At 73.2% G+C, this 23,393-nt stretch carries 25 protein-coding genes and 1 pseudogene; 13 read left to right on the forward strand and 13 right to left on the reverse strand.

The window, feature by feature from the left end; all coding sequences use genetic code 11:
• The first annotated feature begins 90 nt into the window (after nucleotides 1-90).
• Complete coding sequence (locus HNR68_RS21580) at nucleotides 91-849, forward strand: SDR family NAD(P)-dependent oxidoreductase (protein ID WP_179723573.1); 759 nt, start codon at nucleotides 91-93, stop codon at nucleotides 847-849.
• A 268-nt stretch (nucleotides 850-1,117) separates the two neighbouring features.
• Here the strand turns inward: HNR68_RS21580 and HNR68_RS21585 are convergent, their stop codons facing one another.
• Both HNR68_RS21585 and HNR68_RS21590 read right to left on the reverse strand, forming a co-directional pair.
• Complete coding sequence (locus HNR68_RS21585; protein WP_179723574.1) at nucleotides 1,118-2,311, reverse strand: acyl-CoA dehydrogenase family protein; 1,194 nt, start codon at nucleotides 2,309-2,311, stop codon at nucleotides 1,118-1,120.
• A 95-nt stretch (nucleotides 2,312-2,406) separates the two neighbouring features.
• Nucleotides 2,407-3,573, reverse strand: coding sequence for a CaiB/BaiF CoA transferase family protein (locus tag HNR68_RS21590; RefSeq protein WP_179723575.1), 1,167 nt, complete (start codon nucleotides 3,571-3,573; stop codon nucleotides 2,407-2,409).
• Between the two features lie 123 nt (nucleotides 3,574-3,696).
• Here HNR68_RS21590 and HNR68_RS21595 point away from each other — a divergent pair, with 123 nt between their 5' ends.
• Nucleotides 3,697-4,350 carry a GntR family transcriptional regulator gene (locus tag HNR68_RS21595; protein ID WP_179723576.1) on the forward strand — a complete coding sequence of 218 codons (654 nt, stop codon included), beginning with the start codon at nucleotides 3,697-3,699 and terminating at the stop codon, nucleotides 4,348-4,350.
• Nucleotides 4,351-4,366: 16 nt separating this feature from the next.
• Here HNR68_RS21595 and HNR68_RS21600 read toward each other — a convergent pair whose 3' ends face one another.
• Complete coding sequence (locus HNR68_RS21600) at nucleotides 4,367-4,945, reverse strand: TetR/AcrR family transcriptional regulator (protein WP_179723577.1); 579 nt, start codon at nucleotides 4,943-4,945, stop codon at nucleotides 4,367-4,369.
• Between the two features lie 99 nt (nucleotides 4,946-5,044).
• On the opposite strand from HNR68_RS21600, the gene HNR68_RS21605 reads away from it, so the two are divergent.
• Both HNR68_RS21605 and HNR68_RS21610 read left to right on the forward strand, forming a co-directional pair.
• Nucleotides 5,045-6,091 carry an alcohol dehydrogenase family protein gene (locus HNR68_RS21605; RefSeq protein ID WP_179723578.1) on the forward strand — a complete coding sequence of 349 codons (1,047 nt, stop codon included), beginning with the start codon at nucleotides 5,045-5,047 and terminating at the stop codon, nucleotides 6,089-6,091.
• On the forward strand, nucleotides 6,088-6,948 hold the full coding sequence (locus HNR68_RS21610; RefSeq protein ID WP_179723579.1) for an alpha/beta fold hydrolase: 861 nt from the start codon (nucleotides 6,088-6,090) through the stop codon (nucleotides 6,946-6,948). Before HNR68_RS21605 ends, HNR68_RS21610 begins: the two co-directional genes overlap by 4 nt.
• A 211-nt stretch (nucleotides 6,949-7,159) precedes the next feature.
• On the opposite strand, the gene HNR68_RS21615 is transcribed toward HNR68_RS21610, so the two are convergent.
• The 3 genes from HNR68_RS21615 to HNR68_RS21625 all read right to left on the reverse strand — a co-directional run bounded on the left by HNR68_RS21615 (nucleotide 7,160) and on the right by HNR68_RS21625 (nucleotide 9,972).
• A complete protein-coding gene (locus tag HNR68_RS21615; RefSeq protein ID WP_179723580.1) occupies nucleotides 7,160-7,720 on the reverse strand; it encodes a hypothetical protein in 561 nt (186 codons plus the stop codon).
• Nucleotides 7,721-8,069: 349 nt separating this feature from the next.
• Complete coding sequence (locus HNR68_RS21620; RefSeq protein ID WP_343050313.1) at nucleotides 8,070-8,930, reverse strand: 3-hydroxybutyryl-CoA dehydrogenase; 861 nt, start codon at nucleotides 8,928-8,930, stop codon at nucleotides 8,070-8,072.
• Between the two features lie 241 nt (nucleotides 8,931-9,171).
• Nucleotides 9,172-9,972 carry an Fpg/Nei family DNA glycosylase gene (locus HNR68_RS21625; protein ID WP_179723582.1) on the reverse strand — a complete coding sequence of 267 codons (801 nt, stop codon included), beginning with the start codon at nucleotides 9,970-9,972 and terminating at the stop codon, nucleotides 9,172-9,174.
• 112 nt (nucleotides 9,973-10,084) lie between these two features.
• On the opposite strand from HNR68_RS21625, the gene HNR68_RS21630 reads away from it, so the two are divergent.
• Nucleotides 10,085-10,537, forward strand: coding sequence for a peroxiredoxin (locus HNR68_RS21630; RefSeq protein WP_179723583.1), 453 nt, complete (start codon nucleotides 10,085-10,087; stop codon nucleotides 10,535-10,537).
• On the opposite strand, the gene HNR68_RS21635 is transcribed toward HNR68_RS21630, so the two are convergent.
• From HNR68_RS21635 to HNR68_RS21650, 5 genes are read right to left on the reverse strand one after another with little or no spacing between them, the layout of a single operon-like run.
• On the reverse strand, nucleotides 10,532-11,167 hold the full coding sequence (locus HNR68_RS21635; protein ID WP_343050314.1) for a trimeric intracellular cation channel family protein: 636 nt from the start codon (nucleotides 11,165-11,167) through the stop codon (nucleotides 10,532-10,534). The genes HNR68_RS21630 and HNR68_RS21635 overlap by 6 nt on opposite strands.
• A 46-nt stretch (nucleotides 11,168-11,213) precedes the next feature.
• Nucleotides 11,214-11,336: a hypothetical protein gene (locus HNR68_RS27285; RefSeq protein WP_281377501.1), complete on the reverse strand. Its 123-nt coding sequence runs from the start codon at nucleotides 11,334-11,336 to the stop codon at nucleotides 11,214-11,216.
• Between the two features lie 25 nt (nucleotides 11,337-11,361).
• The gene (locus tag HNR68_RS21640) at nucleotides 11,362-12,366 is read right to left on the reverse strand and encodes a sugar ABC transporter substrate-binding protein (protein ID WP_179723585.1); all 1,005 of its coding nucleotides are present in this window, start codon (nucleotides 12,364-12,366) and stop codon (nucleotides 11,362-11,364) included.
• A gap of 52 nt (nucleotides 12,367-12,418) precedes the next feature.
• The gene (locus HNR68_RS21645; RefSeq protein ID WP_179723586.1) at nucleotides 12,419-13,417 is read right to left on the reverse strand and encodes an ABC transporter permease; all 999 of its coding nucleotides are present in this window, start codon (nucleotides 13,415-13,417) and stop codon (nucleotides 12,419-12,421) included.
• On the reverse strand, nucleotides 13,410-14,933 hold the full coding sequence (locus HNR68_RS21650; RefSeq protein ID WP_179723587.1) for an ATP-binding cassette domain-containing protein: 1,524 nt from the start codon (nucleotides 14,931-14,933) through the stop codon (nucleotides 13,410-13,412). Before HNR68_RS21650 ends, HNR68_RS21645 begins: the two co-directional genes overlap by 8 nt.
• Before the next feature lie 348 nt (nucleotides 14,934-15,281).
• Between HNR68_RS21650 and HNR68_RS21655 the strand changes: the two genes are divergently transcribed.
• The gene (locus HNR68_RS21655; RefSeq protein WP_179723588.1) at nucleotides 15,282-16,955 is read left to right on the forward strand and encodes a protein kinase domain-containing protein; all 1,674 of its coding nucleotides are present in this window, start codon (nucleotides 15,282-15,284) and stop codon (nucleotides 16,953-16,955) included.
• Between the two features lie 123 nt (nucleotides 16,956-17,078).
• On the opposite strand, the gene HNR68_RS21660 is transcribed toward HNR68_RS21655, so the two are convergent.
• On the reverse strand, nucleotides 17,079-18,128 hold the full coding sequence (locus HNR68_RS21660; protein WP_179723589.1) for a lactonase family protein: 1,050 nt from the start codon (nucleotides 18,126-18,128) through the stop codon (nucleotides 17,079-17,081).
• A 174-nt stretch (nucleotides 18,129-18,302) separates the two neighbouring features.
• On the opposite strand from HNR68_RS21660, the gene rocD reads away from it, so the two are divergent.
• Entirely contained in the window at nucleotides 18,303-19,535 is a 1,233-nt protein-coding gene (gene rocD, locus HNR68_RS21665; protein ID WP_179723590.1) for an ornithine--oxo-acid transaminase, read from the forward strand.
• Nucleotides 19,536-19,570: 35 nt separating this feature from the next.
• Here rocD and zapE read toward each other — a convergent pair.
• Nucleotides 19,571-20,595 (reverse strand): annotated as a pseudogene (gene zapE, locus HNR68_RS21670) (cell division protein ZapE).
• A 97-nt stretch (nucleotides 20,596-20,692) separates the two neighbouring features.
• Between zapE and HNR68_RS21675 the strand changes: the two are divergent.
• The 6 genes from HNR68_RS21675 (at nucleotide 20,693) to HNR68_RS21700 (ending at nucleotide 23,374) form a co-directional block, all read left to right on the forward strand.
• Nucleotides 20,693-21,442 carry a pyrimidine reductase family protein gene (locus HNR68_RS21675; protein WP_425502923.1) on the forward strand — a complete coding sequence of 250 codons (750 nt, stop codon included), beginning with the start codon at nucleotides 20,693-20,695 and terminating at the stop codon, nucleotides 21,440-21,442.
• A 233-nt stretch (nucleotides 21,443-21,675) separates the two neighbouring features.
• Nucleotides 21,676-22,185 (forward strand): Asp23/Gls24 family envelope stress response protein, encoded by a 510-nt coding sequence (locus HNR68_RS21680; protein WP_179723592.1) that lies wholly within the window; start codon nucleotides 21,676-21,678, stop codon nucleotides 22,183-22,185.
• Nucleotides 22,186-22,244: 59 nt separating this feature from the next.
• Nucleotides 22,245-22,535, forward strand: coding sequence for a hypothetical protein (locus HNR68_RS21685; protein WP_179723593.1), 291 nt, complete (start codon nucleotides 22,245-22,247; stop codon nucleotides 22,533-22,535).
• Entirely contained in the window at nucleotides 22,532-22,774 is a 243-nt protein-coding gene (locus tag HNR68_RS21690) for a hypothetical protein (protein ID WP_179723594.1), read from the forward strand. The genes HNR68_RS21685 and HNR68_RS21690 overlap by 4 nt, the downstream gene beginning before the upstream one ends.
• 55 nt (nucleotides 22,775-22,829) lie before the next feature.
• The gene (locus HNR68_RS21695) at nucleotides 22,830-23,009 is read left to right on the forward strand and encodes a hypothetical protein (RefSeq protein WP_093157530.1); all 180 of its coding nucleotides are present in this window, start codon (nucleotides 22,830-22,832) and stop codon (nucleotides 23,007-23,009) included.
• A complete protein-coding gene (locus HNR68_RS21700; RefSeq protein WP_179723595.1) occupies nucleotides 23,006-23,374 on the forward strand; it encodes an Asp23/Gls24 family envelope stress response protein in 369 nt (122 codons plus the stop codon). Before HNR68_RS21695 ends, HNR68_RS21700 begins: the two co-directional genes overlap by 4 nt.
• The last annotated feature ends 19 nt before the right edge of the window (nucleotides 23,375-23,393 follow it).

Consider the following 23,393-nt stretch of genomic DNA (forward strand, 5'->3'; position numbering starts at 1 on the left):
CGCGCCTGGCCCCGCCGAGCGATCACTGGTTCACTTCGCCCTGGCACTGGTGTCACGATCGCGGCGCAACCACGCGGAAAGGCGGGACGCATGGGCAACGACGTCTTCTCGTTGCAGGACAGGGTCGCTCTGGTCACCGGCGGCGGCCAGGGCATCGGGCTGGAGATCGCCAAGGCGCTGCGCGGCGCGGGAGCGCACGTGGTGATCGCCGAGATCAACCCGGACACCGGGCGCAGCGCCGCCGAGGAGGTCGAGGGCAGCTTCCACCAGGTCGACGTCACGGACTCGGCCGCGGTGGCCGGACTGGTCGAGCGGGTCGTGGCCGACCACGGCCGCATCGACGTCTCGGTGCACAACGCGGGCATGGTCACCAACGAACCGGCCGAGTCCATGTCGGACGAGACGTGGCGGCGCGTGCTGGGGCTCAACCTGGACGCGGTGTTCTGGTGCTGCCGCGAGGTGGGCCGCGCGATGCTGGCCCAGGGCTCGGGGTCGATCATCAACATCGCGTCGATGTCCGGGATGATCTCCAACCACCCGCAGCCGCAGGCGCACTACAACACCTCGAAGGCCGCGGTGATCATGCTGACCAAGTCGCTGGCCGGGGAGTGGGGCGGCCGCGGCGTGCGGGTCAACTCCATCTCCCCCGGCTACACCGGGACGGACCTGCTCAAGGGCGTGCAGGACACGCAGCCCGAGTGGTACTCGCAGTGGCTGGCGCAGACCCCGATGGGCCGGGTCGCCGAACCCCGCGAGATCGGTCCCGCCGCGGTGTTCCTGGCCTCCGAGGCCGGCAGCTTCGTCACCGGCAGCAACGTCGTCGTCGACGGCGGCTTCACCGTCTGGTGACCCTCCCGGGGCGGCGTCCCCGGACGGCCCGCGGCGCGCGGTCCCGCGACTCCGGTGGGAACCAGACGTCCGGTTCCCACCGGGGTCGCACGTCGTCGTGGACCGCAGCTCCAGAGCAGAACCGGCACCGAGTGCCGGGGGTCCCGCGCGCCCACGGCACGACGAGGTGAAGGGCACCGCTCGCCAAGCGGGTCGGCGAGAGGTGCCCGTCACCCCTCAGCTGGTCGGCTGGCGGCACCGCCGCGGGAGGTGAGCCGGGGGCCGCCGATCAGCCGCGGAAGGCGTTCTGGCCGGTGAGGGCCTGGCCGATGGTCAGGGCGTGCATCTCGCTGGTGCCCTCGTAGGTCAGCACCGACTCCAGGTTGGTCATGTGCCGGATCACCGGGTACTCCAAGGAGATCCCGTTCGCGCCGAGGATGGTGCGGGCGGTCCGGGCGACCTCCAGCGCGCCGCGCACGTTGTCCAGCTTGCCGAAGCTGACCTGCTGCGGGACGAGCTGCCCGGCGTCCTTGCGGCGACCGAGGTGCAGCGCCAGCAGCCGGCCGTTCTGCACGCGCACCGCCATGTCGGCGAGCTTGCCCTGGGTGAGCTGGAACCCGCCGATCGGCCGACCGAACTGCTCGCGGGTGGTCGCGTAGTCCAGCGCCGCCTCCAGGCAGGCGCGACCGGCCCCGACCGCGCCCCACACGATGCCGTAGCGCGCCTCGTTGAGGCAGGACAGCGGCCCGCGCAGGCCGGTGACCTCCGGCAGCACCGCGTCCGCGGGCAACCGGACGTCGTCGAGCACCAGCTCGCTGGTGACCGAGGCGCGCAGCGACAGCTTGTGCTTGATCTCCGGGGCGGAGAAGCCCGGCGTGTCGGTCGGGACGACGAAGCCGCGCACGCCCTCGTCGGTCTTGGCCCACACCACGGCCACCGAGGCGATGCTGCCGTTGGTGATCCACATCTTGCGGCCGTTGAGCACCCAGTCGGAGCCGTCGCGCCGGGCGGTGGTGCGCATCGACGCGGGGTCGGAGCCGTGGTCGGGCTCGGTCAGGCCGAAGCAGCCGATCGCCTCCCCCGCCGCCATCTGCGGCAGCCAGTGCTGCTTCTGCTCCTCCGAACCCCACCGCCAGATGGCGAACATCGCCAGCGAGCCCTGCACCGACACCAGCGAGCGCAGCCCGGAGTCGCAGGACTCCAGCTCCTCGCAGGCGATGCCGTAGTCCACAGCGGACAGACCCGCGCAGCCGTAGCCCTCCAGGTGCATGCCCAGCACGCCGAGCTTGCCGAGCTCCCGGGCCAGTTCGCGGGCCTGCGGGAACTCCCCGCGCTCGAACCACTCCGCCACGTGCGGCTGCACGTGGTCGCGGCACAGCGCGCGCACGCTGTCGCGGATCGCCAGCTGCTCCGGGGTGAATTCGGCGTCGATCCCGAGCGGGTCGCGCGGGTCGAACGCGGGGCTCTTTCCACCGGCACTCATTGCGGGTTCCTCCTCGTTCCTCGTGTGAGCCGCGGCAAGCGACGCCTCACGCACTGATCGCGCGAGCGCGCAGCGCCCGACCCGCCCCCGCGCGGTCAGCGGGAGATGTGGGGAAGCGGTTGCGCGGGGTCCTTGAGCCAGGAGAGCACCTCCTGGCCGTGCTCGCCGAGCAGCGGCGGCGGGGTCGGTGCGGCGCTGCCGTGCGCGGAGAAGTCGATGGGCATCCGCACTTGCATCGCCGCCCCACCACCGGGGTCGACCATCGGCCGCAGGCCCAGGGACTCGGCGTAGTGCACCGCCCGCGACAGGTCGTTGACCTGCCCGCACGCGATCCCCACGCGCTGCAGGCGTTCCTGCCAGTCGGCCGCGGTGCGGGCGCCGAGCACGTTCTCCAGCAGCCGGGCCAGCTCGTCGCGGTGCGCGACCCGCTGCGCGTTCGTGGCGAAGCGCGGGTCGTCGGGCAGCTCGACCAGCCCCAGCGCCTCGCAGAGCTTGCGGAACTGGCCGTCGTTGCCGACCGCGACGGCCAGGAAGGCGTCCTCGCAGCGCAGCGTCTCGTACGGGGCGATGCTCGGGTGCCGGTTGCCCATCCGCTGCGGCGCGACACCGGTGGTCAGCAGCCCGCTCATCTGGTTCACCAGCGACGCCAGCAGGCTGGACAGCAGGTTCACCTCGACGTGCTGCCCCTCGCCGGTGAGCTCGCGGTGCCGCAGCGCGGCCATGATGCCCAGCGCCGCGTCCTTGCCGGTGAGCACGTCCACCAGGGCCACGCCGACCTTCGTCGGCGGGCCGTCGGGGTCGCCGGTGATGCTCATCAGCCCGCCCAGCGCCTGCACCACGAAGTCGTAGCCGGGCAGGTCCGCACCCCCGGCGCTGCCGAACCCGGAGATCGAGGTGTAGACGAGCCGGGGGTTGAGCTCGCGCGCGGCGGCGTGGTCCAGCCCGTGGCGGGCCAGGCCGCCGGGCTTGAAGTTCTGCACCATCACGTCGGCGCGGCGGACCAGCTCGTGCGCGGTCGCCCGGTCCTGCGGGTCGTCGAGGTCGAGGACGATGCTGCGCTTGCTGCGGTTGACCGACTCGAAGTAGGAGGAGCTGTGCTCGGTCCAGGGCGGTCCCCACGAGCGGGTGTCGTCGCCGGTACCGGGACGCTCGACCTTGATCACCGTGGCCCCGAGGTCCGCCAGCAGCATGGTCGCGTACGGCCCGGCGAGGACCCGGCTGAAGTCCGCGACGACCACGCCCTCCATCGGCAGCGTTGCCATCCACCCGCCTTTCCCCAGCACGACCGTGCTGGTGGCTTGCGTCACCGCGATTTTGGATCCAATATACAGTTGCGGCGCAGCCGGTCAAGGGATCAGCGGACCACGAGCAACGGAGGACCGGGGATGCAGCGACCACCCACCACGCAGGAGTTCGTCCTCGGCGAGCTGCGCCGGTCCATCGTGTCCGGGGAGCTGGCACCGGGTCAGCCGATCCGGCAGGACTCCATCGCCCAGCGCTTGGGCGTGAGCCGGGTGCCGCTGCGCGAAGCGCTGAAGACGCTGGAGGCGGAGGGCCAGGTCGTCTACCAGCCGCACCGCGGCTACTCGGTGGCCGAGCTGTCGCTGCGCGACCTGCTGGAGGTCTACCGGATGCGGCAGCTGCTGGAGGCGGAGGCCGCGACCGTGGCCACCGAGCGGTTCACCGACACCGACCTGGCACGCATCGCCGACGCCCAGCTGGACGTGGAGAAGGCGGCCGACAGCGACGACCTGGTCGCCATGATCGCGGCCAACCGCCGCTTCCACTTCGCACTGCTGGAGCCGTCGGGCATGCCGCGGCTGCTGCGCGTCGTGCGTACCCTGTGGGACGCCACCGACGCCTACCGCGCGGTCTACTACAACTCCGACGCCAACCGCGCGCGCGTCCGCCAGGAGCACGACGCGATCGTCGCGGCGGCGCAGGAACGGCGGGCCGAGGACCTCGTCCGGATGCTCGACGAGCACCGACAGCACGCGGTCGACGCCCTGCGCGCCACCATCACGCCCGGCGCGGACTGACCGCACCCCCGGCGAGTCAGGCGCCGAGCAGCGCCGCCGCGGCCCGCCGCGCCCGCTCCACCGCCCAGGGGAACTCGGTCGACGCCACGACCGTCGCCCCCTCGTAGAGCAGCAGCGCGCTCTCCGCGAGCCCCGCCGGGTCGGCGACACCGGCGTCGGAGGCGAGCCGCTCGAAGTAGTCGCGCATCCACCGCTTCTGCTCGAGGACGACCGACCGCCCGGGGTGGTCGGGCTCCGGGATCTCCGCCAGCGCGTTGACGAAACCGCAGCCGCGGAAGTCCTCGCGCTCCATCCACGCGCCGAGCGCGTCGAAGGTGGCCAGCAGCTGCTCGCGCGGACCGCTCGCGTGCTCGGCCACCCAGTCCTGCAACCACCGCCGCCAGCGCCGGTCGCGCTCGACCAGGTACGCGGCGACGAGCCGGTCCTTCGACCCGAAGCACGAGTAGAGCGTCTTCTTGGTCACCCCGGCGTCGGAGGCGATGGCCTCGACGCCGACGGCGTGGATGCCCTGCCGGTAGAACAGCTCGGCCGCCACGTCGAGCACCTTCCGGCCGGCCGGGGTCAGCTTCTCCAGCGTTCCAACGACGTCACCCATGCCGCGACGATACCGACCGGTGGGTTGACACGCACGCAGCACCGAGGTCTACGGTGGTAACCACACCGGTCGGTATACCTCGATGGGAGAGCGATCACCATGCGTGCAGTGCTGCTCACCGGCTTCGGAGGGCCGGAGAAGCTGGAGTACCGCGACGACGTGCCCGCCCCGGAGCCCGGTCCCGGCGAGGTCCGGGTCCGCGTCGCCGCGACGGGCATCAACAACACCGACGTCTGGACCCGCGAGGGCGCCTACGGCTCGGCGGAGGACCCGACGAGCACGGCGGGGTGGCGGCGCGAGCCGCTGGCGTTCCCCCGCATCCAGGGCGCCGACGTGGTCGGCCGCATCGACCAGGTCGGGGAGGGCGTGCCCCGGTCGCGGCTCGGCGAGCGCGTCCTCGTCGACCCGATGCTCTACACCGGTGGCGAGCGCGAGCTCGTCGACACCGAGTACCTGGGCAGCGAGCGCGACGGCGGCTTCGCCGACTTCACCACCGTCCCGGCCGGCAACGCCCACCCGGTGCAGAGCCGGCTCAGCGACGCCGAGCTCGCCACCTTCCCGACGGCCTGCACGACCGCGATGCGCATGCTCAACCGGGCTGACGTGCGGGCCGGGGAGACCGTCGTGGTCACCGGCGCGTCCGGCGGCGTCGGTTCCGCCCTCGTCCAGCTCGCGACGCTGCGCGGCGCGCGGGTGGTCGCGGTGACCAGCTCGGCCAAGCGCGAACGCGCGCTGCGGCTCGGGGCGCACGCGACGGTGGACCGCGACGCCCCCGACCTGGCCGCGGCGGTGCGCGCGGAGGTCGGTCCCGTCGACGTGGTGGCCGACGTGGTGGCCGGGCCCGCCTTCGCCCCGCTGCTGCGCGTGCTCGGCCCGCTCGGGCGCTACGTCGTGGCCGGCGGCATCGCCGGGCCGCTGGTGGAGACCGACCTGCGCACCGTCTACCTGCGGCAGCTGCAGTTGATCGGCTCGTCCTTCGGCACGCACGAGGACTTCGCCCAGCTGGTCGACCACGTCCAGCGCGGCGAGCTGACCCCGCTGCTGGCGGGCACCTACCCGCTGCCCGAGCTCCGCGAAGCCCAGCGGGCCTTCGCGGCCAAGGACTTCTTCGGCAAGCTCGTCATCACCGTGGAGGGATCGGCGTGAAGCTCGACGCGCACACCCTCGTCGACGGCGTCCGGCTGGCTCACCGGCACGTGCCGGGGAGCACCGGGGAGGTCCTGGTCTTCGTGCACGGCACGCCGTCGCACTCCCACATCTGGCGGAACGTGGTGCCGGCGTTCGAGGCGGCGGGCCACGGCGTGCTGGTCTACGACCTGCTGGGCTACGGCGCCTCGGAACGGCCGGTCGACCGCGACACGTCCGTCACCGCGCAGGCCGACCTGCTCGCGGAGCTGTTGCGGCAGCTCGACGTCCCGCGGTGCACGCTGGTCGGGCACGACATCGGGGGCGCGGTGGCGCAGCTCTTCACCACCGCGCACCCGGACCGCGTCGAGCGGCTGGCCCTGATCGACTCGGTCAGCTACGACTCCTGGCCGTCGAGCACCTGGCAGCAGATCATCCGCGACCACCTCGACGAACACGCGGCCATGCCGGAACGGGAGTTCGCCGCCATGCTCACCGGCCAGCTGGCGATGACGGTCGCGGACCCCGCCCGGATGACCGGCGAGACCCTGGAGGCCTACTTGCGTCCACATCGGACGCCGGTCGGCCGGGCGTCGTTCTTCGAGCACCAGGTCCGCCACTACGACTCGACGCCGACCCAGCGGGTGGCTCCGCTGCTGGGCACCCTGACCGTGCCGACCCGGGTCATCTGGGGCGCCGAGGACCGCTGGCAACCGGTGGACCACGCCCACCGCCTGGCCCGGGACATCCCGAACGCCACCCTCGCCACGATCCCCGACGCGGGCCACTTCCCCATGGAGGACGACCCGTCCCGCGTCACCGAGGAGCTCTTCACCCTCCTCAGCACCCCCGCGCACCACCACGCGGGACGCTGCTGAACGGACGACCGAGACGAAGGCAGGACGTGGGTCGGGCCTGGTCCTGGTGATCCGCACATCGCGCAACACCGCGCGAAGATCACGACCAGGCCCGAAACCGCGCGAGACCTCGCCTCGGGAACCGAGGTGTCCACATCGGATCGATCGCCACGAGCGCCAGCGGGCCACGGTCGAGCGGATCGATGGGGACACTGCCGAAGGGCACTGGAGATCACCTGCTGCGGGGTGGTCCGTTCCAGCCACCGGACGCGGGAGGCGGGGGCTGGTTCCTGCGCCGCAGACCAGGCGGGGGCGGATCGTCCCTCATGAACTCCGCGAACCGCTGAGCTTGCACGGCGCGTCGGTGGTGGACAGCGGCGTGGAAGTAGCGGTTCGAGGCAGGCAGCCACGAGCACACGATCCCTGTGACGCCCAGTGCGCCGACGAGCGCGCTGAACGCCTTCAGCCCGAGGCCCCACGCCGGGTCGAGGAACCCGAACGGGACGAGAACCGCGTAGCAGCCGGAGAGGACGGTGAAGAAGACTCGCCAGCCGTTGTGCCCGGAGCGGACCTTCCAGCAGCCGAACACGAGGATCCCGGCGACTGCGACACCGAAGACCACGCTCGCGATGACGGCACCTCCGGTGGTGAGCGCAGCGAGCAGCCAGTAGAGCACCGCGTCCGTCGCCCACGCTCCGACTGCCAGTTCCAGAGCGGCAGGCCGCTGGGGCGCTCGGCCGGGCGGCGAGAAGTGAGCGCCACTCGGTCGGCCCGGGTACAACTGGTCAGTCATCGTGGCCCTCCAACCACGTCATGTCGGAGAAGTCCACGTCGTCAGCCCACGTGACACCGCGATCGCGGCCATCGCGCGTTTCCTGTTGTGGTTGCTCATGTTCACCCCGCTGGTCGACACCTCGCGTCAGAATCCGCTCCAGCGCCTCAGAACCACGCAGTGTCGCATCGCGAAACGCCTGCTCTTCGTCGCGCAGCGCGGCGAGGGAACGCTGGCGAGGCGAGACCGGGGACGAAGGTCGTGGAACGCCCCGCTTCCAGTCCAGCGAGCGGACCGCCCACCGAGGAGGCGTCCTGCGCGAGGGCGCCTCCCGCCGTTGCCGCGGAAGGCGCCCTCGCTCCGGGCCGCGTCAGTTGTAGTCGTAGAAGCCCTTGCCGGACTTCTTGCCCTTCAGGCCCGCGTCGACCATGCGGCGCAGGAGCGGCGGCGCCGCGTAGTTCGGGTCGCCGTACTCCTCGAACATCGAGTCCGCGATCGCCTTGAGCGTGTCCAGGCCGACCAGGTCGGACAGGCGCAGCGGGCCCATCGGGTGGGCGCAGCCCAGCACCATGCCCTTGTCCACGTCCTCGGCGCTGGCGAACCCGCCCTCGACCATCCGGATCGCCGACAGCAGGTACGGCACCAGCAGGGCGTTGACGACGAACCCGGAGCGGTCCTTGGCCCGGATGGTCTCCTTGCCCAGCTGCTCGGTGGCGAAGGCGGCCGCACGCTCGACCGTCTCCTCCGAGGTCAGCAGCGACGGCACCAGCTCGACGAGCTTGAGCACCGGGACCGGGTTGAAGAAGTGCACGCCGAGCACCTGCTGCGGCCGGCCGGTGGCACCGGCCAGCTTGGCGATCGGGATGGACGAGGTGTTCGAGGCCAGGATCGCGTCCGGGTCCGACACCACCTCGTCCAGGTCGGCGAACAGCTTGGTCTTGAGCTGCTCGTCCTCGGCGATGGCCTCGATGACCATGGAGCGGTCCGCCAGGTCGCTCAGGGAGGTGGTGAAGCGCAGTCGCTCCAGCGCGGCGTCGCGGTCGGCCTCGGTGAGCTTGCCGTTCTGCACCGCGCGGTCCAGCGACTTCGACAACCGGGCCCGGCCGGCGGTGGCGGCGTCCTCGTTGACCTCGCACACGACGACGTCGAGCCCGGCCCGCGCGCCGACCTCCGCGATGCCGCCGCCCATCTGCCCGCCGCCGACGACTCCCAGGCGTTCGATCTTGGTCACCACACGATCCTTCCCGATTCCGGCTGCGCTGCCTCGCCGATCATGCCAGGAGAGGCGGTTACTGGCCGGTAATACGTGCGCTAGACCACGTGATCGCCTGCGCGGACGGGCGGCGCGGAGCCGGCCCCACGCCCCCACGGCTTCCCGGCTCCGCGCGGTCGAACCCCCCGATCCGACCCTGACCCCCGAAACGCGTTCAGGTTACCCCACGTTCCGTGCACGACCGCATGCGCTCCGAACATCACTGCGGTTGGCAGGTGGGGCACCACAGCGTGCCGCGCCCGCCGATCCGCGTCCGCCGCAGCGGCGTCGAGCACCGCGGGCACCGCGGGTCCGGCTCGTCGCGGTGCCCGGTCAGCCAGGCCGCGTCGTCGGGCACGTGCCCGGCCCGGACGGCGGCACGCAGCATCGCGCGCATCTCCCCGTGCATGCGTTCCAGGTCGTCGGAGCTCAGCTGGGTCGTGGTCCGGTTCGGGTGGACGCGGGCGCGCCACAGCAGCTCGTCGGTGCAGATGTTGCCCAGCCCGGCGAGCACGGACTGGTCCATCAGCGCCGCCTTGGTCCCGCGCCGGGTGCGGGTGAGCCGCTCGCCGAACTCCCCGAGGCCGATCCGCTGCGCGTCCGGCCCGAGCTCGGCCAGCAGGTCGTCCACGTCGTCCTGCCTGCGCGCCAGGTGCAGCCCGGTGAGCTTGCGCATGTCGTGGTACCGCAGCTCCCCGGCGGAGAAGTCGAACACCACCCGGTCGTGCTGGTGGGCCTCGGTGCCGTGGTCGCACCACTCGAAGCTGCCGGTCATCCCGAAGTGCGCCACCACGACGGGTTCCGCCGGCGTCGCGTTCGGCGCGCCGCCGGTGGGGATGAGCAGCCACTTGCCGTGCCGCCGCGGCTCGCCGAAGTACCGGCGCCGCACCGCCTCCCGGAACTCCTCGCCGCCCACACCGCGCAGCACCTGCGCGTCGTGCACGCGGACGTCGCGCACCTGCCGCTTCTCGGCGTGCCGCGCGACCCGGCGGAAACCCTCGACGTCCGGCAGCTCAGGCATACCACCGACTACCCCACCGAGGGGTCCACCGGAACCCCGAGCGCCCGCGCCGCCACCCGGTCGGCGCGGTCCTCCCCCTACCCTGGTCATGATCGACCGGGAAGGAGCGAGGATGCGCGAGGGTGACGTGGTGCCGGACTTCGCGCTGCCGGACCAGGACGGCGAGGAGCGCACGCTCTCCGGGCTCGTCGCCGGTGGCCCGGTCGTGCTGTTCTTCTACCCTGCGGCGATGACCACCGGGTGCACCAAGGAGGCCTGCCACTTCCGGGACCTGGCCGCGGAGTTCGCCGAGGTCGGGGCGCAGCCGGTGGGGATCAGCGCGGACCAGGTCGGCAAGCAGCGGCGGTTCGCCGAGGCGCACGGGTTCCCGTTCCCGCTGCTGTCCGATGCCGACGGTGCCGTCGCGCGCCGGTTCGGCGTAAAGCGCCGGTTCGGGCCGCTGCCGGTCAAGCGGCACACCTTCGTCCTCGACGAGCAGCGCCGGGTGCTGGCGGTGATCCGCAGCGAGTTCCGCGTGGAGGCGCACGCCGACCAGGCCCTGGCGGTCCTCAGGCAGCGCTCATAGCGAGCCCCCACCGCGCGCCAGCGGCGCACGCCAGCCGTAGTGCAGGGCGAGCAGCCGCACCACCACCGCCAGCAGCGCGGCCAGCGCGCTGGTGATCGGCGTCAGCGTGCCCGTGACCGCCAGCACCGCGACGAGGCCGCTGCCCACCAGCGCCGGCACCGCGTAGATCTCGCTCTCCGGGTGCAGCAGCGCCGGGACGTCGCCGGCCAGCAGGTCGCGGGCGGCCCCACCGCCGATGGCGGTCGCCGCACCGAGCGCGACCGCGGCCAGCGGGTGCATGCCGTGGTTCAGCGCCTTGAGGCTGCCCGCCACGCAGAACACACCCAGCCCGATCGCGTCGAAGAACAGCACGAACCGGCGGATCCTCGTCAGGCGCGGGTGCCAGAAGAACACCACCACCGAGGCGACCAGCGGCGTGGTGAAGTACGAGGTGGTGGTGAACGCCTCCGGCGGCACAGCGCCGATCACCAGGTCGCGGAACAGCCCGCCGCCCAGCGCGGTCACCTCGGCCAGCACCACGATGCCGACCACGTCGAAGCGCTTGCGCACGGCGAGCAGCGCCCCGGAGAGCGCGAAGGCGAAGATGCCGATCAGGTCGAGGACCTGCTGGACCAGAGGGTTGAGGATCACGGTGCCCACCGCACCGTTCTACCTCCCGCCCCACCGGCCTACCCGGTCAGCGCTCCTCGGCCTGCGCGGCGATCGCGCGCAGGATCGCGACGACGTCCTCGCCGCTGGGTGCGCGGTCCGGGTGCCGCACCTGCCCGGCGCGGCCGGCGCCGTCGGACTGCCGGACCACGGTGCCGGCCGCGCTCGCTGGACCGTCAGGCGGGCGGGTTCTCGCAGGACGGGTTGAGCAGCTTCTGCACCTCGGGGCTGTCCAGGTTCTCCTCGGTGATCAGCGTCGAGCCCGTGTCGGTCTCCGGCGACGGGTTCTGCTCACCGCGGATCTCGGCCACCGCCGCGTTCACGGCCGCGTAGCCCATCTTGAACGGGTTCTGCGCGATCAGGCCGGTGATCACACCGTCGCGCAGCGCCTGGATCTCACCTTCCGAGGTGTCCCACCCGATGATCTTCACCTGGCCGACCTTGCCGGCCTGCCGGACCGCTTCGGCGGCCCCGAGCACGCTGGGCTCGTTGGCCGCGTAGATGCCGTCGAGGTCCGGGTTCGCGGTGAGGATGTCCTGGGTGACCTGCAGCGCGCGGTTGAAGTCGCTGTCGCTGGACTGCTGCGCCACCAGCTGCAGGCCCGGGTGCTTGGCCATGCCCCGCTCGAAGCCCTCGGCCCGGGTCTCGTTGGTGCTGGTGCCCGGCTGGAACTCGATGAACGCCACCTTGCCGGTCCCGCCGAGCTGCTCGGCCAGCAGGTCGGTGGCCTGCTCGGCGGCGGCGACGTTGTTGGTGGCGTAGACCGGGACGTCCGGGGGCTGGGGGTCGGTGCCGGAGTCCATGTTGACCACCGTGGTGCCCTGGCCCTGCGCGGACTTGGTGACGTCGGCCAGCGCCTTGGCGTCCGTCGCGGCGTACACCAGGCCCTTGACGTCACCCTGCGACAGCAGGTCCTGCAGCAAGCTCTGCTGGCCGCTGACGTCGCTCTCCGCGTTGACCCCGTCCCAGTGCACGGTGACGTCCTGGTGCTGGGAGCCCGCGCACTCCGCGCCGACCCGCACCTTCTCCCAGAAGTCGAAGCCGATGGCCTTCGGCACCACGGCGAGCTTGATCGGCCCGCCCTGGTCGCCACCCCCACCGGTCTGCTCGCGCACTCCGACGCTGCACCCGGCCGCTGCCACCGAGACCAGCACGCACGCCGCGGTCAGAACCTTCTTCATCCTCGAGCTCCCTTGCTCGTCACCGGTTTCCCACGGGCTGCGAGGTCGTCGCTCACCCGGCGTCGCCGCCGAGCCTGCGCCGCTGGTAGCGGTCCCACCAGACCGCCAGCCAGATGATCACGCCGATCAGCACGTTCTGGTAGAAGGTGCCGATGTTGAGCTGGACCGCGCCGTTGCGGATGACCGCGACCAGGAACGCGCCGATCAGCGAGCCCAGCACGGTGCCGCGACCGCCGAACAGGCTGGCGCCGCCGATGACGACCGCGGCGATGACGTCCAGTTCCAGGCCTTCGCCGAAGTTCGGCTGGCCGGAGTTGATCCGCGAGGCCGCGATCATGCCGCCCAGCCCGGCCAGCGCACCGGAGAGCACGTAGACCAGGGTCGTGTAGCGCTTGACCGGCACACCGGACAGCCGCGCGGCCTCCATGTTCGAGCCCATCACGTAGGCGTAGCGGCCGAGCCTGGTCCGGGTCAGCACCAGGTGCCCGAGGACCGCGACCACCGCGATGAGCAGCACCGGGATCGGGACGCTGTTGATGACGCCCTGGCCCAGCAGCCGGAACGAGTCCGGCGCGCCGAACACCGCGACCGCGCCGGTGGCGATGAGCACCAGGCCCCGGCCCACGCTGAGCATGCCCAGCGTGGCGATGAACGGCGGCAGCCCGACCACCGACACCAGCAGCCCGTTGACCAGCCCCGCCACCGCACCGACCGCGATGCCGCCGACGATCCCGACCAGTGGGTTCAAGCCGTGCTCGGCCATCAGCAGCACGCCGACCACGCCGGACAGCGCGGCCACCGAGCCCACCGACAGGTCGATGCCGCCGGTGATGATCACCAGCGTCACGCCGACCGCCATCACGGCGTTCACCGAGGTCTGCGAGCCCAGGTTGAACAGGTTGTCCGCGGTCAGGAACGACGGCGCGATGATCGACAGCACCACGAACACGACGATCAGCGCACCCGCCGCCGCGACCTGCGAGACCGCACCGGACATGCGGTCCCCCAGCGCGCCCAGCAGACCGCGGTCCGCTGTGGACGGTTCAGCCATGGTTTCCCCCGTTCGAGACGTTGCGGGCACCGGTCGCCAGCGCGACGACGCGCTCCTCGGAGAACTCCGCGCGGCCGACCTCGCCGGTGATCCGGCCGCCGCGCATCACCAAGATCCGGTCGCACATGTTCAGCAGCTCCGGGAGGTAGCTGGAGATGAACACCACCGCCGCGCCGCGCGCCGCCAGCGAGTCCATCTGCTGGAACATCTCCGACTTGGCCCCGACGTCCATGCCACGGCCGGGCTCGTCGAAGAACAGCACGTCCGCGCCGGTCTCCAACCAGCGCGCCAGGACCACCTTCTGCTGGTTGCCGCCGGAGAGCTGGCGGACCGGCCGCCCCACCCACGGCACCCGGATGCGCAGGCTGTCGCGCTCCCGCTCGGCGATGCGGCGCTCGGCGGCCAGGTCGATCAGGCCCGCGCGCATCGGCAGCTTGGCCAAGGTGATGTTCTTGTCCACGCCCAGCTGCAGGGCCAGCCCGTCGGTCTTGCGGCTCTCGGTGAGGTAGCCGATCCCGGCGGCGATCGCGTCGGCCGGGCCGCGGATGCGCAGCACCTCGCCGTCCAGCTCGACAGTGCCTGCGTCGGGCGGCTCCGCGCCGAACACCGTGCGCGCCAGCTCGGTCCGGCCCGCGCCGACCAGCCCGGCCAGGCCGACGATCTCCCCGGCGCGGACCTCGAAGGACACGTCGCGCACCACGTCGCCCCGGATCAGCCCGGAGACGCGCAGCCGGACGGGCCCGGGTTCGTGGTACGTGCGCGGGTAGAGGTTGTCCACGTCGCGGCCGACCATGAGCTGCACCAGCTGCGCTTCGTCCAGTTCGGTCACCGCCCGCGTGGCCACCACCGCCCCGTCGCGCATCACCGTGACCCGGTCGCCGATCTCGAAGATCTCGTCCAGCCGGTGCGAGATGTAGAGCACCGCGATGCCCTTGGCGGTCAGCCCCCGGACGATGCCGAACAGCTCTTCGGCCTCCCGCTCCGTCAGGCTCGCGGTGGGCTCGTCCAGGATGAGCACCTTCGCCTGCACCGCCAGGGCTTTCGCCAGCTCGACGCGCTGCTGCTCCGCTGTGGACAGCTGCGCGACGCGGCGCCCCGGGTCGATGTCGAGCCCCACCTCGGCGAGCAGTTCGCGCGCGGCGCGGCGCTCAGCCGACCGGGAGATCCAGCCACCGCGGCCGGGTTCGTGGCCGATGAACAGGTTCTCCGCCACCGACAGGTCCGGGGCGAGGGCGAACTCCTGGTGCACCATCGACACGCCGAGGCGCCGCGCCGCGCCCGGGCCGTGGTACTCGACGCGCTTGCCGTCGAGTTCGATGTGGCCGGTCGACGGCGGCTCGACCTGGGCGATCAGCTTCATCAGCGTCGACTTGCCCGCACCGTTCTCGCCGGCGAAGACGTGCACCTCGCCGGGCGGGATGCTCAGCGTCACGTCGGAGACCGCGACCACCCCGGGGAACGACTTGCCGACTCCGTGCAGCGCCACAGCGGGCCGGAGCTGGTCGGTGGGCGTCACGTGCGCCTCCCTCGATCTGCGTTGATCGTTCCTCAGGGCTGGCAGTGCGCCGGATCATACCCACAACACCCACGCCGAGAAAGGGTTGGAACGAAGCCAAGTATTCGATTACCAAGACCCGTCTCCCGCGGCGACCGCAGGCGCTGCCGCGGTGCCGCCGGAGCCGTCCCGGCGGTGGGTCCGCGCACCCGCCCGCACCAGCCTCCGACCTGGACCGCCGGGCCGCAGCGCGACTCGCCCACCCCTGTGATCTGCGCGGGCTCGCGCCAACGCACCGCACGGGTGCACAGCCAACCTCTAAGCTCGGGAGGGACGACAGCGTGATCCGTCGGAGGAGGCCGATACCCCGTGCAGCCACTGCTGGCCAGCGACCCGCGCCGGGTCGGCGACTACCGGCTGCTCGCCCGGTTGGGGCGCGGGGCGATGGGCGGGGTCTACCTCGGTCGCTCGCGCGGTGGCCGGGTCGTCGCGGTCAAGGTGATCCGGCCGGACCTGGCCGAGGACGCCGAGTTCCGGGAGCGCTTCCGCCGCGAGGTGGCCGCCGCCAGCTCGGTCGGCGGCTTCTGGACGGCCGCCGTGGTGGACGCCGACCCGAACGCCGAGCAGCCCTGGCTGGCCACCGAGTACGTGCCCGGCCCGACGCTGCACCAGGCGGTGAGCGACCACGGGCCGCTGCCGGAACCCACCGTGCGCGGGCTCGGCGCCGGGCTGGCCGAGGCGCTCAAGGCGATCCACCGCGCCGGGCTGGTGCACCGCGACCTGAAGCCGGCCAACGTGCTGCTCGGCCCGGACGGCCCCCGGGTCATCGACTTCGGCATCTCGCGGGCGATGACCGGCAACGCGCTGACCGCGACCGGGATGTTCATGGGCACCCCCGGCTACTTCTCCCCGGAGCAGACGCTGGGCCACGAGGTCGGCCCGCCCAGCGACGTCTTCGCGCTCGGCGCGGTGCTGGTGTTCACCGCCACCGGACAGGGGCCGTTCGGCGAGGAGAGCACCGCGACGCTGCTGTACCGGGTGGCGCACGCCGAGCCCGACCTGTCCGAGGTGCCGGAGGGGCTGCGCCCGCTGCTGGCCGCGTGCTTGGCCAAGGACCCGGCGGCCCGTCCCACGCCCGACGAGATGCTGGACGAGATCGGCGAGACCAGCCCGCAGGGCCACCAGTGGCTGCCGCCGGCGATCACCGACGTGATCGCCCAGCACGCCACCCAGCTGCAGGAGACGACGAGCGCCGAGCTGCCCGACACTCCCCCGCCGCAGTCGGTCGCCGCGCCCAAGCCCGCCACGCTCGCCTACACCCAGGCCGCCCCCGCGGCGGCAGCAGCACCGGCAGCGGCGCCGCCCGCACCGCAACCCCCGCCGAGCGCACCCCACCCGCCGGCACCGCAGCCACCGCCGGCGCCCGCGCCCCGACCGGCGCCGGGCCCGCAGCCGGTGACGGAGGGGATGCGGGACGAGATCGTGCCCGCGAAGCCGCGGCAGACCTCCCGGCAGCCCCAGGTGCGCCGCGACAACCCGGGGCCGGTGTTCAGCACCACCGGGCGCTTCCGGGCGCTGCTGTCGGCGCTGGTCTACTTCGCGATCATGGTCGGGGCGTACCGGCTGTACGACGCCGGTTTCGGCTCCCGCCACCTGGTGATCTTCCAGCTCGGCATGCTGCTGCTGGGCATCAGCGCGGTCTGGTCGCTCGGCCGGGCGGTGATGCCCAGCTTGCACCTGAAGGTCAACAGCGACGGACTGCTGGTCTCGCGGATGGGCATGGTGCGCGAGATCCCGTGGAGCCAGGTCCAGCGCGTCGGGGTGGCGGGCACCGGCAAGCGGGCCGCGGTCGCGGTGTGGTTCACCGACGGGGCCGCCCAGCGCTCGACGCTGTGGCACCGGCTCCGCCCGCACCACGGCGGGGCGCGCGTCTTCCCCATCGGCTCGGTCAGCGGCTGGCTGACCCGCCGCCAGGAGATCCGCCGCGTGCGCACCGCCCTCCAGCAGTACGCCCCCGGCCGCTACGACAGCCGGGTGCTCTGACCGCCGGACGGGGACGTCGCCGTACGAGGTGCGGGCTCGCACCGCCTCCTCGTCGGCCTCGGCCGGGCCGTCCACCGCAGCGAGCACGCTCCCGGCGAACGTCGCGACCCCGGTGTGGCGCCGTCATGGCACCGGGAGGACGCAGACCGGCGTCGGGGCGGGCACCGGGTCGCCGAGCGGGGTCAGCTCGCCGTCCGGCGAGAGCGCGAACGCCTGGACGTCGTCGCTGCGCTGCCCGGCGGCGAACAGGACCCGCCCGTCCGGGGACAGCGCGATGTGGCGGGGCTCGGCCACCCGTGCCGAGTGGATGCCGAGCAGCCGGAACTCGCCGTCGCTGGCGTCGGTCTGGAACACCGCGACGCTGTCGTGGCCGCGGTTGGAGGCGAGCACGAACCGGCCGTCCGGGGTCACCACCACCTCCGCGGACAGGTTCGTCCGCCCGTAGTCCGGCGGCAGCGCGCTGAGCGTCCGCCCCGGCTCCAGCGCGCCCGACAACCGGTCGTAGCCGAACTCGGTGACCGACGACGCCAGCTCGTTGACCAGGTACGCGCGGTCGCCGGCCGGGTGGAACGCCAGGTGCCGCGGCCCCGCCCCGGGCCGCACCGGCACCTCGCGCCGCAGCGCCAGGTGCCCGCTGTCCTCGTCGAAGTCGTAGACGTGCACCGAGTCGGTGCCGAGGTCCACCGCGAGCACGAACCGCCCGGTCGGGTCGGGCAGCACCTGGTGCGCGTGCGGCCCCTCCTGGCGCTGCGGGTTCGGGCCGCTGCCGCTGTGCTGCACGACGTGGCACGGTTCGCGCAGCACCCCACCGGCCCCGATCGGGTGCACCACCACGTTGCCGGTCCGGTAGTTCGCGGTGAACAGGTGCTTCCCCGACGGGTGCACGCTCAGGTGGCACGGGTCCCCGCCGAGCGTGGGCTGCGAGGTGAGCTCGCGGAGGGCACCGCCCTCGCCGACCTCCAGCGAGACGACCCGCCCGGCGTGCTGCTCGCTGACCGCGAAGACCGTCCGCCCGTCCGGGGCGAGCGCCAGGAACGACGGGTCGTCGGCCTCGGCCGCGGTGCCCTCGCAGCGCAGCGCGCCGCTGCTGTCCGCGGTGGCCGCCTGGATGCCGTCGGCCGCCGTGTCCGCGCCCGTGTAGGCCCCCAGGTACACGCGGTACTCACCCGCCATCGACGTCGCACCTCCACAGCCGCGGACCCCGCCCACCACATGGTGCCAAGCCGCACCGCAGCGCCCCAGGCGAGCAACGATCAGCCGCACGATGCCCTGACGACGCAACGAAGTGACGCCACGAGCAACACCTCGCGGCTGAAATCTCCGCTGGTCGCGGCATAACCTTGTGCCATGACTGCCGTTCCGTCCCACCTCGAGGCGTCGTCGGGGGCAGCGGAGCTCCGCGCCCTCGACGACCAGTACAGCGCGCACAACTACCACCCGCTGCCGGTCGTGATCGCCGAGGCGTCCGGCGCCTGGATGACCGATGTGGACGGACGGCGGTACCTGGACTTCCTGGCCGGGTACTCGGCGCTGAACTTCGGCCACCGCCACCCGGCGCTGGTCGCCGCCGCCACCGAGCAGCTCGGCCGGCTCACGCTGACCAGCCGCGCGTTCCACCACGACCAGCTCGGCCCGTTCTGCAAGGAGCTCGCCGAGCTCACCGGCACCGACCGGGTGCTGCCGATGAACTCCGGCGCCGAGGCCGTCGAGTCCGCCATCAAGATCGCCCGGAAGTGGGCCTACCAGGTCAAGGGCGTGCCGGAGAACCAGGCGGAGATCATCGTCGCCGGCTCGAACTTCCACGGCCGCACCACCACCATCGTGTCGTTCTCCACCGACCCGGTGGCGCACGACGAGTTCGGGCCCTACACGCCCGGCTTCCGCATCACCGACTACGGCGACGCCGCCGCCGTGGAGGCCGCCATCAGCGAGCGCACCGCGGCGGTCCTGGTCGAGCCGATCCAGGGCGAGGCGGGCGTCATCGTGCCGCCCGCCGACTACCTGCCGCGGCTGCGGCGGCTCTGCGACGAGCACGGCGTGCTGCTGATCGCCGACGAGATCCAGTCCGGGCTGGCCCGCACCGGGGAACTGCTGGCCAGCGAGCACGACGGCATCCGCGCCGACCTCTACACCCTCGGCAAGGCCCTCGGCGGCGGCATCCTGCCGGTGTCGGCGGTGGTGGGCCGGGACGACGTGATCGGCGTCCTGCGCCCCGGCCAGCACGGCTCCACCTTCGGCGGCAACCCGCTGGCCTGCGCGGTGGGGCGCGCCGTGATCAGGCTGCTCAGCACCGGCGAGTTCCAGCAGCGCTCGCGCGAGCTCGGCGCGCACCTGCACGCCCGGCTCGGCGAGCTCGTCGGGCGCGGCGTGCTGGAGGTCCGCGGGCGCGGGCTGTGGGCCGGGGTCGAGATCGCGCCCGGCGGGCCGACCGGCCGCCGGGCCAGCGAGGCCCTCGCCGAGCGCGGCGTGCTGTGCAAGGAGACCCAGGACACCACCCTGCGCCTGGCGCCGCCCCTGGTGATCACCCGCGAGGAGCTCGACACCGGGCTGGACGCCATCGCCGAGGTCCTCACCCGCTGACGCGGTCGCGGGCCGCTCGGTGCGAGCGGCCCGCGTCAGGAAGCGGCGAGGTCACGGGAGAGCGCGGTCAGCCGGCTGATCGCGCGCAGGTACTTCTTGCGGTACCCGCCGTGCAGCATCTCCTCGGTGAACAGCGACGACAGCGACTCGCCCGAGACGCGCACCGGGATCGAGCGGTCGTAGAGCCGGTCGGCCAGCGCCACCAGGCGCAGCGCGACGTCCTGGTCCGGCGCCGCGTGCACCCCGCGGAGGTGCACCGCGGTCACCCCGTCGACCAGGCGCCCGTACTTCGAGGCGTGCAGGCCGGCGAGGAACTCGCAGAGCTCGTCGAAGTCGTCCAGCGTCGAGCCGTCGGTCGCCTCCGCGAGCCGGGCCAGCTCCTCGTCGCTCATCGGCGGGGCGCCTCCGGCAGCCCGCGGTGCCGGTAGTCGGGGCCGTCCACCCGCACCACGTCGAACCGCGCCGACATCGCGTGGATCTCGCGGAGGAAGTCCGCGGCCGCGAACCGGCCCTCGCCGAGCTTGTCGGGCAGCGTGTTGGACGTGGCCGCCACGTGCACGCCCGCGTCGGTGAGCTTCGCGATCAGCTGGGTGACCAGCATGGTGTCGCCCGGGTCGTCCAGCTCGAACTCGTCGATGGCGAGCAGCTTGTGCTCGGACAGCCGACGCACCGTCTCGGCGAAGCCGAGCGCCCCGACCAGGCTGGTGACCTCGACGAAGGTGCCGAAGGACTTGCGGCCCTCGGTGGCGTGCCACAGCGAGGCGAGCAAGTGGGTCTTGCCGACGCCGAAGCCGCCGTCGAGGTAGAGGCCCTGCTTGCCGGCGGCGGCCTTCTTCCGGCCGAACACGCCGCGCAGCCACGACCCGCCCCCGCCGCTGCCGTTGATCCGCGCGGCGAACGCCGCGCACTCCCGCACGGCCTGCGCCTGGCTGGGCTCCTCGGGGTTCGGGATGTAGGTGTCGAACCGCACCGCGTCGAACATGGGCGGCGGGGTCATCGCCTCGACCAGCTCGTCCGGGGTGAGCGCGGGACGGCGGTCGACCAGACGCGGGAAGCTCATGGGCCGACTCTATAACCGGTCACCGCCCCGCCCGGGCGCGTGGGCACGTGCTCCTGCTCACCCGAGCACGCCCGCGACGTGGTGGGATGGGTCCGTGGTGGACTGTCTCTGGCCGGTGGACGGCGCGCAGCAGGTGGACGACGACCTGGAACGGTTCTACGCCTACCCCGAGCAGCTGGACCGCCCGTGGGTGCGGGTCAACTTCGTCTCCAGCCTCGACGGGGCGGTCACCGTGCGGGGCAGCTCACGCGGGCTGTCCGCGCCGGTGGACCAGCGGGTGCTGGGGCTCATCCGCGACCTCTCCGACGTGGTGCTGGTCGGTGTGGGCACCGCGGTGGCCGAGGGCTACCGCGGGGTGAAGCGCACCGAGGTCCGCGCGGAGCGGCGCGAGCGCCGCGGCCTGTCGCCGGTCCCGCCGATCGCGCTGGTCACCGCCCGCGCCTCGCTGCCCCCGGACTCGCCGCTGCTGACCGACACCGTGGTGCCGCCGATCGTGCTCACCACCGAGGCCGCCCCCGCGCAGCGCCGGGCCGAGCTCGCCGACGCCGGTGCCGACGTGGTCGTGGCCGGGGACGCGGAGGTCGACCTGCGGGCGGCGCTGGCCGCGCTGGACGAGCGCGGGCTGCGCCGCATCGGCTGCGAAGGCGGGCCGCGGCTGTTCGGCTCCCTGGTCGACCAGGACCTGGTCGACGAGCTGTGCCTGACCCTCTCCCCCTTGCTCACCAGCGGCGACGCGAGACGGATCGCGGTGGGCGCGGGCGCTGAGCCGCCCCGGGCGATGCGGCTGCGGTCGGTGCTGCACGCGGGATCGCTGCTGCTGGTGCGTTACGCAAGAATGCGCGAGTGACCGTTGGGGCGCGAGAGGCGGTCGTGACCGCTGCCGGCGCGAGCGCCTCCGACCGACGGCACGCCACCGCGAGCGCGCCGACGACACCGGACCTGGGGTCGGCAGCTCCAGCACGGGCTGACCGCCACGCGCGACGCGGTGGTGCCGGACACCTGCGCGCACGACGGGTGCGCGCCGCACTGAGCACGCCGGGCCGCCACGGCGCCGGCGCGACCGGGGAAGGAACGCCAGGCATGGCACAGAGCAACGGGAGCACGCAGAACTCGCAGACCACGACCGAACGCGGCGACCGGTGGGTCCCGGAGGCCCGGACGCCGAACGGGGTCCCGGACCGGCTCGCCGACGACACCTCGCACGGCAAGACCACCATCGCCGCCTCGGTGGTGCAGAAGATCGCCGGGATCGCGGCGCGCGAGATCTCCGGCGTGCACGCCTTGGGCGGCGGGGTCTCCCGGGCGTTCGGCGCGCTCCGGGAGCGGATCCCCGGTGGCAGCGGCACCTCCTCCGTCGCCGGTGTGCAGGTGGAGGTCGGCGAGAAGCAGGCCGCGGTCGACCTGGACGTCGTGGTGGAGTACGGGGCGTCCATCGTGGACCTCGCGCGCGCGGTGCGGCGCAACGTGATCACCGCGGTCGAGCGGATGACCGGCTTGGAGGTCATCGAGGTCAACATCGCGGTCAACGACATCCACCTGCCCAACGAGGACGGCGACGAGGCCGCCGCGTCGACCTCCCGCGTCGAATGACCACGACGGGCGGGGCCGGTGCCCGCCCGGCCCCCCGGACCGAGGAGGACGTCCACCGGATGCCGGACCAGGTCTCCGCTGACGAGCTCGCCGACCGGCTGCTGGCGCACCCCTCGGTGGCGCGGCTGCACGGCGGGCAGTACGGCGAGATCGCCACCTACCTGCCCGGGCGGCGGATCACCGGGGTGCGGGTCGGCGAGCGCGCGGTCGAGGTCGCGGTGGTGCTGCGGCTGGACCGGCCGCTGCCGCCGGTGCTGGCCGAACTGCGCGCCGGACTGGCGGACGCCGTCGGCGGCGTGCCGCTGGACATCACCGTGGCCGACGTGGTCGCACCCGGGGAGGGCGGGTGACGACCGTGCAGCACGACCCGGACACCCGCCGCGCGGTCCGCGCGTTCGTCCGGGCCCACCACCCGGACGTCGGTGGTGATCCGGAGGCCTTCGCCGCCGGGCTCGCCGAGCTGCGCGCGGGCCGCGACCGCGCCGACGCGCCGGTCGTGGTCGTGCACCGGCCGCGCGGCGTCCGCGGCCTGCTGCGCCGGTTCCGCGACTGGCGAGCCCGCCGCCACCGACCACCCCGGGTCCGGTGACCACCGGACCCCGACGAGCCGAACACCCAGCCAGACCCACGGAGGGCATTGCCAGATGAACTGGACGCAGACCGGTCTGCTCGCCGGCCTGATCCTCGGCGCGGCCGCAGCGCTCGGCGGCTTCACCGGCTTCCTGATCGCACTGCTGGTCGGTGCGCTCGGGCTGGTGGTCGGCAGGCTGCTGGACGGCGAGCTGGAGATCGGTGACATCCTCGGCCGCGGGCGGGACCGATGAGCACCGGCGCCGGGCGCGCCGACCCGGCCGACCGGGGCCGGTTGCACGTCAGCCGCACCGTCCTGCGCAAGATCGCCGAGCACACCGCCGACCAGGACCCGGGGTGCGCGCCGACGCGGCGCCGGATCGCCGGGCTCGGGCTCGGCGCGCACGGGGCGAGCGCCCACGTGTCCGGCCCGGACGACGCGCTGCGCGTCCGGCTGGACGTGGCGCTGCGCTACCCGGCACCGATCCGCGAGGCCGTCGCGGCGCTGCGCACCCGCGTCGGCGAGGAGCTGTCGCGCCTGGCCGACTGCGAGGTGCGCAGCGTCGACGTGACCGTGTCCGCGCTGGTCCCCGCGGACACCCCACCACGGGTGGAGTGAAGCCCGCCGCGGGTGGAGC

It is taken from the genome of Saccharopolyspora hordei (assembly GCF_013410345.1).
Lineage (GTDB): Bacteria > Actinomycetota > Actinomycetes > Mycobacteriales > Pseudonocardiaceae > Saccharopolyspora > Saccharopolyspora hordei.